The 10,729-nt window shown below is 32.7% G+C and carries 3 protein-coding genes; all 3 read left to right on the forward strand.

What is annotated here, in order from left to right; genetic code table 11:
* Positions 1-70: 70 nt before the first annotated feature.
* The 3 genes from OZP07_RS13000 (at position 71) to OZP07_RS13010 (ending at position 10,719) form a co-directional block, all read left to right on the forward strand.
* Positions 71-5,875 carry a beta strand repeat-containing protein gene (locus tag OZP07_RS13000; protein WP_281635415.1) on the forward strand — a complete coding sequence of 1,935 codons (5,805 nt, stop codon included), beginning with the start codon at positions 71-73 and terminating at the stop codon, positions 5,873-5,875.
* 317 nt (positions 5,876-6,192) lie between these two features.
* On the forward strand, positions 6,193-9,999 hold the full coding sequence (locus tag OZP07_RS13005) for a leucine-rich repeat domain-containing protein (RefSeq protein ID WP_281635416.1): 3,807 nt from the start codon (positions 6,193-6,195) through the stop codon (positions 9,997-9,999).
* A gap of 3 nt (positions 10,000-10,002) precedes the next feature.
* A complete protein-coding gene (locus tag OZP07_RS13010) occupies positions 10,003-10,719 on the forward strand; it encodes a LolA3 family protein (RefSeq protein WP_489886135.1) in 717 nt (238 codons plus the stop codon).
* The last annotated feature ends 10 nt before the right edge of the window (positions 10,720-10,729 follow it).

Genomic DNA, 10,729 nt, shown 5'->3' on the forward strand with positions numbered 1-10,729 from the left:
TCATTTTAAAAAAGTGCTAATAAAGAATTTGATTATTCATTAAAAATTAACCTGAAGTAGAAATAAAAACATGTTAAAAAATATTAAAATAAAAAAATATTTGATTACTTTTTGTGTAATCTTATATACTATTAACTCAATTGCCCATGATTTTTATAGTAAAACGAATGTAAATAATTATGTAGTATCAGATGCTAATTGTGTTGACTATTTTTTAAACAGTGTAACAGCTACTAATGCATGTAAAAGAGACAATACTTCAAATGTAACTTTAAACTCTTCTGCAGAAGGATTACCTACAGGTGATTATCTAGTCACATACAGTCTGTCATACAATGGAAATTCAACTTCACTGACCGCTCCTATGACTGTATTAAATGCCGGCACTGGAAGCTTTGTCGCTGACGTTTCTATTGTTAACACAAATTCCAGCACTACAATTAAAATTAATTCGATTAAATCTTTAGCTACCGCAGTTGTTTCCAATTTATCGTCTAATAACATTTCCAATGTTTCAAAAATGCTAAGTGTTACGAACAAACCTAATATTACCAACATTTATGCAACCTGTGCTAATTATATTATACAATGGAATAATGACAGTGTAGATGAATACTTTTTAGATGTTGCTACTGATGCAAATTTCAGCACATTTCTTTCAGGGTATCAAAATAAAGCATTAGGCAACGTCTTTTCACATGAGATATTAGGTATGATCCAAGGACAAACGTATTATTGCAGAATAAGAACCAAAAATTATTGTGGAATAAGTATTAACTCTGATATAAAGTCATTTACAAAAAATGGTTATGGATGGATTAATCCTATACAGGGAGGCACTGATCCTATAGTTATTGGCGTAGCTGCATTTGATTTTTCCAACGCAACTTCTGGAGGAACTTGGTCTATTATTAATGGAACAGGTACTGCTAGAATTGAACCTAGAGGTTCCAGCAACAACCTTGCTGTAGTTATAGGAACTACTCCAGGTACAGCTACAGTGGTATATACGGTTAATAATGGCTGTAATACATCTGTTACTAAATCCATTATTATTACCAATAAAACCCAAACAACACCTTCTGTTTTTATTAACAGTACAACTGCTACTGATGCATGTAAAAGAGACAATACCTCAAACGTAACTTTAAATTCATCTGCTGAAGGGTTACCTACAGGCGATTACCTAGTCACATACAGTCTGTCTTATAATGGGAATTCAACTTCACTAACCGCACCTATGACAGTTTCAACTGCTGGCACAGGAAGCTTTACTGCAGACCTTTCTATTGTTAACACCAATTCAAGTACTACAATTAAAATTAACTCTCTTAAATCTTTAGCTACTGATGTCGTATCCAATTTGACTTCCAATAATATTTCCAACGTTTCAAAAATGGTATTAGGTGTTACAAATAGCCCTAATATTACCAACATTTATGCAACTTGTGCTAATTATATTATACAGTGGAATAATGATGGTGCAGATGAATACTTTTTAGATGTTGCCACTGATACAAATTTTAACACATTCCTTCCTGGATATCAAAATAAAGCAATGGGAAACGTCTTTTCACATGAGATATTAGGGATGATTCAAGGACAAACGTATTATTGCAGAATAAGATCCAAAAATTATTGTGGCACCAGTATTGACAATGATGTAGATATAAAATCATTTACAAAAATTGGTTATGGATGGATTAATCCTATACAGGGAGGAACTGATTCTATAGCCATTGGAGCATCTGCTGCTTTTTCTAATGCTACTTCTGGAGGAACCTGGTCTATTATTAATGGAACTGGTACCGCCACAATTGATAGTAATGGAATTGTTACCGGTGTTTCATTAGGATCATCCACAATAGTTTATACTGTTAATAATGGTTGTTATACATCCGTGACTAAATCTATTATTATCACCGAAAACCCCTCTTTTTTTATTAACAGCACAACTGCTACTGATGCATGTAAAAGAGACAATACTTCAAATGTAACTTTAAACTCTTCTGCAGAAGGATTACCTACAGGTGATTATCTAGTCACATACAGTCTGTCATACAATGGAAATTCAACTTCACTGACCGCTCCTATGACTGTATTAAATGCCGGCACTGGAAGCTTTGTCGCTGACGTTTCTATTGTTAACACAAATTCCAGCACTACAATTAAAATTAATTCGATTAAATCTTTAGCTACCGCAGTTGTTTCCAATTTATCGTCTAATAACATTTCCAATGTTTCAAAAATGCTAAGTGTTACGAACAAACCTAATATTACCAACATTTATGCAACCTGCACTAATTATATTATACAATGGAATAATGACAGTGTAGACGAATACTTTTTAGATGTCGCTACTGATGCAAATTTCAGCACATTTCTTCCTGGATATCAAAATAAAGCATTAGGCAACGCCATTTCACATGAAATATTAGGTATGAGCCAAGGCCAGACTTATTATTGCCGAATTAGATCCAAAAATTATTGCGGCATCAGTATTGACTCTGATATAAAATCATTTACAAAAGTTGGTTATGGATGGATTAATCCTATACAGGGAGGAACTGATTCTATAACCATTGGAGCATCTGCCGCTTTTTCCAATGCTACTTCTGGAGGAACCTGGTCTATTCTTGATGGAACTGGTACCGCCACAATTGATAGTAATGGAATTGTTACCGGTGTTTCATTAGGATCATCCACAATAGTTTATACTGTTAATAATGGTTGTTATACATCGGTGACTAAATCTATTATTATCACCGAAAACCCCTCATTTTTTATTAACAGCACAACTGCTACTGATGCATGTAAAAGAGACAATACTTCAAATGTAACTTTAAATTCATCAGCAGATGGATTACCTACGGGCGATTATCTAGTAACATACAGTCTGTCTTACAATGGAAATTCCACTTTGCCAACTGCACCTATGACAGTTTTAACTGCTGGCACAGGAAGCTTTACTGCAGACCTTTCTATTGTTAACACAAATTTAAGCACTACAATTAAAATTATTTCTATAAGATCATTGGCTACAGGTGTCTTAACCAGGTTGTCTTCCAATAACATTTCCAATGTTTCAAAAATGATAAGTGTTGCAAACAAACCTAATATTACCAACATTTATGCAACCTGCACTAATTATATTATACAATGGAATAATGATAGTGTTGATGAATATTTTTTAGATGTTGCTACTGATGCAAATTTCAGCACATTTCTTCCTGGATATGAAAATAAAGCATTAGGCAATGCTATTTCACATGAGATATTAGGTATGAGCCAAGGTCAGACTTATTATTGCCGAATTAGATCTAAAAATTATTGTGGCATAAGTATTGACTCTGATGTAAAATCATTTACAAAAATTGGTAATGGGGAAATTAGTCCAATATTGGGAGGAACTGATCCTATAGGCATTGGAGTATCGACACCTGCTTTTACCAATGCAATCTCTGGAGGTACTTGGTCTATTATTAATGGAACTGGTACCGCCACAATTGATGGTTCAGGAATTGTAACTGGAGTTTCATTAGGTTCATCCACAATAGTTTATACTGTTAATAATGGCTGTCCCAGTTCAGCTATTTTACCTATTATAATTACAATTAACAATACTATTATTTTAACTTCAGAAATTGCTACGGCTAACCAAACAATTTGTAAAAACAAAAATATTACAAACATCACTTATTCTACCAGCGGTGCTACAGGAGCAACAGTAACAGGACTGCCTCCAGGCGTTACAGGAAATTGGGTTTCTCAAACATTCACAATAACTGGAGTACCCACATCAGCAGGTAATTTTCCTTATGCCATAACTTTAATTGGAGCAAATAATTCGCAAGTAACTACAGGAACGATAACTGTGTTAGAGAATCCAACTATACAAATAAATTCAGCTTTAGGAACAGATAATCAGACAAAAACAATCAACGAGCCAATAACTCCTATTTCTTACATAACTTCTGGAGCTGTTAAAGCAACTTTTTCTGGATTACCTCCTGGAATCATTGGAAATTTCACAAATAATATTATCACAATTACTGGCTCACCAACAACATCTGGAGAATTTATCTATTCGATTTTGCTCAGTGGGAACTGTGATACTTCAATAACTGGAAAAATAAATGCATTATGTGAACCCATTATAGGTGACATCAAAATTATTACATTAACAAGTACTCTTTATAATTTTTCAAGTCCAGGAAAAACAGCATCGGCATTAGCTTGCCAGGAAGCAGCTTTTCCTTTAAAATTTTATGCTGCTACAAGTACTTTAAATGTAAACAGTAAGCTATACTCTAATGAGGAGCTTACCACACCAGTTAATGGTCAAAAATTGTGGTATCAAAACAAAACTAATTCTATAGCTTATAAAGTGGATAACACTGGGGAAATTATAGAAACTTATTCCTGTGGTGTACCATCTACAAGTTGTGATAAAAGATTTCTAGACCATGTTACAGTTGTTGGACAATCTGGAACCATTACCCTTAATTATTTCTTGCCTGATGGTACAGAAGTAAACAAAGCAATTACACACGCTGAACATGGAGGTGAGCAAATATTTACATTTTCAATCGACACTTGCATTAGTCCCGAATCCGTAACAATTGATGGATTAACAATAAGCCAAGATATCGTTTGGAATGATAATCATGACTGTTGTCCTATTATTCCAAGAAGTTATGAATTTCAATTTTCAAACCCAGGCAGAACATCTACATCTTTAGCTTGTTCACAAACCAGTTTTACAAATAAATTCTATGCAGCAACTTCAATACTAGGCATTGGTACCCAAATGTATTTAAATGCCGACTTGACAACTCCTGTTGTGAGTGGAGATTTATGGTATCAATTAGGAATTGATGGGGTTTCATACAGGATTGATTATGTTGGGAGAATTACCGAAACTTATTCCTGCAGTACACCACCTGTTAGCAGTAGCAATGCCTTCCAGTTTTCATACTCGGATACAACTGCTGCATTAGCTTGTTCACAAGTAACTTTTCCTTTGACACTTTATTCGCAATCTAGCTCTTTAAATATCGGAGATCAAATATATAGTGATATTAATTTGACAACTAATGTTGTAGGTGATAATTTATGGTATCAATTAAATACAAATGGAATTTCATATCAAATCGATAATACTGGAAAAATTGCTGCAGCTTTTTCCTGTATAGAATCCCCTTGCACAGCAAATGTTACAGCGAGTCAGTATTCGAAAACTATCGCCTCTTTAGAAGGAACTGCTATTACATTGTCAAGTACAACTCCGGGTACAACATTTAGCTGGACCGTAATTCAATCTGGTGTAATTGGAGCCACGGCTGGTAATGGAAATTTCATCAATCAAATATTAACAAATTTGGGTGCAACAACTGGAACTGCCACCTATACCATAACTCCTACACTTAATAATTGTTCTGGAACACCTATTGTTGTTGTCATTACTGTAAAGCCTACAGTTCCTGTATTCATTTTAGAATGGGATCATATGGTTTCGTTGGGGCAAAACAATAGCGGAGAACCTTCTCCTTATACAGATGAATCTGTTTTTGCAATTATAATCAATGGTGAAAAAGTAGTTTATAGTAATATCGGTTTAGAAGGAGGAGAAAGAAACGGTACTATATCTGTTGAACCTGGTGTTGCTGTTAATATTACCGGATACGCAAATGGTGTGCCAAATTGGAATAATTCAGGTTTCACACATAACTATTTTAAAATTTCAGTTTTAGACCATAATGGAAACGAGATAGGCACACATACCGAAGAAAATATGGGTGGAAGTATGCAAGTTCATGATGTTCAATTTATAATGCCCTCAGGTGGAGTCCGTGTTAAAGGCACTAATTTCTAATTACTTTGAGGTCAAGTACAAATCAATTTTTAAGTTTAAGTAATACTTCTGATGTTTATTATTTAGATTATTGACATAATGGAGATAGGAATAAGCTAATTTTTTATTATACCTTAACTCTAAAAGACTCAGAAGGAACTTTGCTTGATGAACATGAGTAAAAGCAGATACCCACTTCTAAATGGTTTATTAGACTTTTCTTGTAATTGAAACTGACTTTATATTATAGCTAAATTAAAATTAAGTTTTTTTAAAAAAAACTATTAACAGAATAAATCTTAAAGATTTATAAAGTTTTAAAAAAATATGGAAAAAATATGGAAAAAAAAATTAAAATTAAAAAAAATACAATATTTACGTTCTGTATGGTGCTTTTTTCGTTGGCTTCATTCGCACAAGATTATAGTGATGAAAGTACTGGTTTTGATGCCACCAGAACTACTGCATCATTAATAGCGCACGGTGTTGCAAAGCAAGATTTAAATCGTGAAATAGAATTGATGCGACAAGACTATATTTCTATGTATATTTTGATGAAAAAAGAGCAAGCCAAAATTTTAGAGGAAATTGAGTCTAAATATTCTTTAGAAACCATAACCAATAAACCAATAACTCAAAATAAGATAACTAGTAAAACAAGCAATCCTTTAATAATTGAAACAGATGTTCCACAAATAGAAAAAGACGCATTATTAGCACTTTACAATAGTACTAATGGAAATAATTGGACAAATAAAACAGGTTGGGACTTTAATACACCTGTAACAGCAGCTTGGTATGGAATTACTGTTAGTGATGGACATGTTGTGCGGATCTTTTTAAATAATAATCAATTAAGTGGAACAATACCTCCTGAAATTGGAAAGCTAACAGAACTGAAGCGGCTTACTTTAGTTGGGAATTCCATAACAGGAACAATACCTCCTGAAATTGGGCAGTTGAGACAACTTCAGATACTTGAATTACATAATAATCAATTAACTGGAGTAATACCACCTGAAATTGGGGAATTAACGCAACTTATAAATCTTATTTTATCAAGAAATCAATTAAGTGGGGCAATACCTGCTGAAATAGGACAATTAACGCAATTGAATTCATTTGATTTTGGTAGTAATCGATTAAGTGGTATTATACCTGCTACAATTGGACAGTTGACAAATCTAAAATCTATCAATATATGGTATAATCAATTAAGTGGAACTATACCTGCAGAAATAGGACAATTGGCTAAATTGCAACAAATTATTTTATATGGCAATCAATTGAGCGGTACATTACCTGCTACAATTGGACAGTTAACTGAATTGCAGGATGTTTACATAACTTTTAATCAATTAAGCGGAGCAATACCAGCTACAATAGGACAATTAACTAAGCTGGTTTCTCTTTTTTTATTCTACAATAAGCTAAGTGGTTCTATTCCTAATGAAATTGAACAGTTAACAAAACTTCAAGCAGTTAGATTGTCAAATAATCAATTAGAAGGTAAAGTTCCCGATTTCACAAATTCTGTATCACTATATAATTTAGATTTTGCAGATAATAAACTCCGATTTGTAGATTTTGCCACGCAATATGATGTTTACAAGAGCAAAATTTCAGCTTTTAGATACAACTCACAATCCAAAACAGATAATGAAAAAACAATTACGAAAGGATCTGGAAGTACTATAACCTTGAGTATGTATGAAGACAATCGATTTACACCGGATGATACATATCAATGGTACAAAAATGGTCAAGTTATAGTTGGAGCAACGAACAGACAATTTACGATATCTAATTTAACTATTGCTGATGCGGGGAGCTATTATTGTATTTCGAATAATCCAAAAATTACTGATTTAACTTTAATAAGAAACTCAATTCAATTAAATGTAATCAACTGTACACCAACTATAGGAATGATAAATTCCCCTGAAGCCGAATTTTGTACCAACAGCGAAAGTACATTTTCATTTACAACCACTACTGCCAATTTAACTTATAATTGGTCAGCAATGACCTCTGACAATGTCGCAATCAATACAGTTATTGGGGACAGTTCGGGGAACTATAAATATTACTTTAGGAAGTCTGGTTCATATATCATTAAAGCAGATGCTGTTGATGTTATGGGGTGTACAACCACTTTTACAAAATTAATTGAAGTTGTTGCTTGTAATCCTGAAACTACTTGTATCAACCAGCCAATCAACACTGCTTTTGAAACAGCTTCTACAAATATAAATTGCAATTGGTATACTCTAAAAGAAGGCAGTAACCAGCGCCTTAATCCTATTACAAACACTACTGGTTTGTATACTTTTACCCCTACTACAGCTGGAACTTACACTATATATCTTAATGCATATCGAAATAACGAGTGTGAATTTGAATTTACTAAAACAGTTGTAGTCGAAACTTGTGAACCTTTTGTTTCCTGTACAAAAAACAATAAAAATTCTCCTGTTGTCAAAGGTATTTTTACCACTTTATTAAATAAATTAATTAGCCTTCCTGCAGAAACTATCACAGACGGCTATACTTGTGATGAGTTGACAGCTTTAGCTTTTTATATCAAAGACGAAAATCCAGGCATCTATAATTTTATTCACAATACACAAGAAGGCTTTATATCCTTTTCGTTTACAGATCATCCAGAATTGGATGTCAAAATTGCTACGAATGGGAATGTTATTGCCGATTTTAATTTAGATAATTATGAGTCGAATACAATTGTAACAGAATTGAGAACAGATTCTAATGATTCTTTTGAAAGTTTTGTAAACCACATTGACTTTTGTTCTGCTTTATATTGTACTTCCCATATCGCTTTTGTTATAGATGAGTCTGGATCGATAGATCAAAATGAAGCAAGCAAAATAAAAAAGCAGCTTAAAAAATACGTTCAGCAACAAGCCGACGACAACGATAAGTTAAAATCAGAAGTCTATGTTTCTTTAATAGGAATGTCTGATAGCGAAGATATTACAAAAACAAGAACAGATCATGTACAGCAAATTAAAGTAACTAATGATCCAGCCGTACTAAAGAAATTTAATAACTGGATTGATAATTACGGTACAGTTAATGGTAAACGTCGTGTTAGTGAATCTTCAGACTATTGGAAAAGTGGTTTAGATGTTGCATTAAATTCTGTAATGAAACCTAGTATTGTTATTATGATTACAGATGGTTGTGAAACTTCAGATGTAGGTGCATTAAGAGAAACAATGTCTCACTTTGATAATTCAAAAAGTACTACTGATACTAGTATAGACAAACCCCATTTATATGTACTAGGTATTGAAAATGGTTTTTATGTTGATGGAGGTGTTAACGGAGGTTTATTAGCTCGTAATGAAGATCCTAATTATATACAACCACTGGCCGTAGTAAATAGTGAATCTAGAGTTGTCCCTAATCTAAGAACATCTTTAAAATATTTACTAAGTTATCCAGAAACTCAGTTTCCACAGGCAAATATGGAAAATTTGCGTGATTTTGATTATTACGGTTACGAAAACTTCGATTCACTTGGCACTTTGGAAAACGAAGCATTTCTCTCTGACAACCTAAAACTTAGCGGTTTTTCTTGCGGGAAACCAACGGACAAAAATTATTGTTCTGACTGTCTTTCTTTTCAGCCCATTCCTGGAAATGAATACATGCTAAGTGCTTGGGTGAAAGAGGAATCTTTCATACAAGTAAAAACATACGAGAATGCAATCATAAATGTAATTTTTTACAATGATGTTGATGCTAGTGAACTACACAGGATTGCTACACTGAAATTTATTGCAACAGGAGATATTATTGATGGATGGCAAAGAATCAACAGTAAGTTTATGATACCAAAAGATACCCGAACAATCAGTGTTGAACTTCAAAATAATAGCAACGGAATTCCAGTATACTATGATGATATACGAATACATCCTCTTGATGGAAGTATAAAAACATTTGTTTATGATTCGGAAACCTTTAAACTCATGTCAGAATTGGATGAAAATAATTATTCAACTTTTTATGAGTATGATAATGAAGGGGGCTTGATTCGTGTAAAAAAGGAAACTGCCAAAGGAGTAAAAACCATTCAGGAGACCCGTTCAGGTAATTTTATTAATACTACAAACTAATTTATGTTTTATAAATCTCTACTGTTTATCAGTTTTTTTACAATCAGTACAATAGGATACTCCCAAACTGTTAATGAAGTTTTACAGCGAATGGGAAAGATATATAGTGCTGCTGAGTCTCTTCAATATAATTCAAGTTATATTTTATATAAAACGGCAGACTCAAAAAAAGCTGAGCAGGCTTATAAAGGACTTTTTTGTAAAAATTCTCAAAATGAGATATACATGAAAATTGACCAAACTGAAATCCTGAATTCTAAAAGTATAAATCTAAAAATCAGTCATCTAGAAAAAGCGATTCAAATATCGGATCCAATAAAAAATTATAATGGAAATTTTGATATTAAACCTTTATTGGATTTATGCAAAATTGAATCCTTTAAAGATTTTAAAACTTATTGGGAAATAATTTTGATTGCAAAAAATTATTCGAATTTACCCTATTCTAAAATAATTGTACAGATTTCAAAAAAATATTTTTTACAGAAATCCATTTTTTATTACAGTACAGCTGTGAATTTTTCTAAAGATTATCGCGCACCAAAATCGTATTTACCAAGATTAGAAGTCAGTAATTCCGGTTTTAGCAGGAAACCAGCTAATTCATCGCTTTTTTTAAACAACTCATATTTTACAACAATAGGTAAAAATAAACTCATACCAGCAGATCGATTAAAGTATTATGAAGTTATTGACCAAAGAAATAGTTCCAATAAATAAAACCAGATAT

This window comes from Flavobacterium marginilacus, from assembly GCF_026870155.1.
Taxonomy (GTDB): Bacteria; Bacteroidota; Bacteroidia; order Flavobacteriales; family Flavobacteriaceae; genus Flavobacterium; species Flavobacterium marginilacus.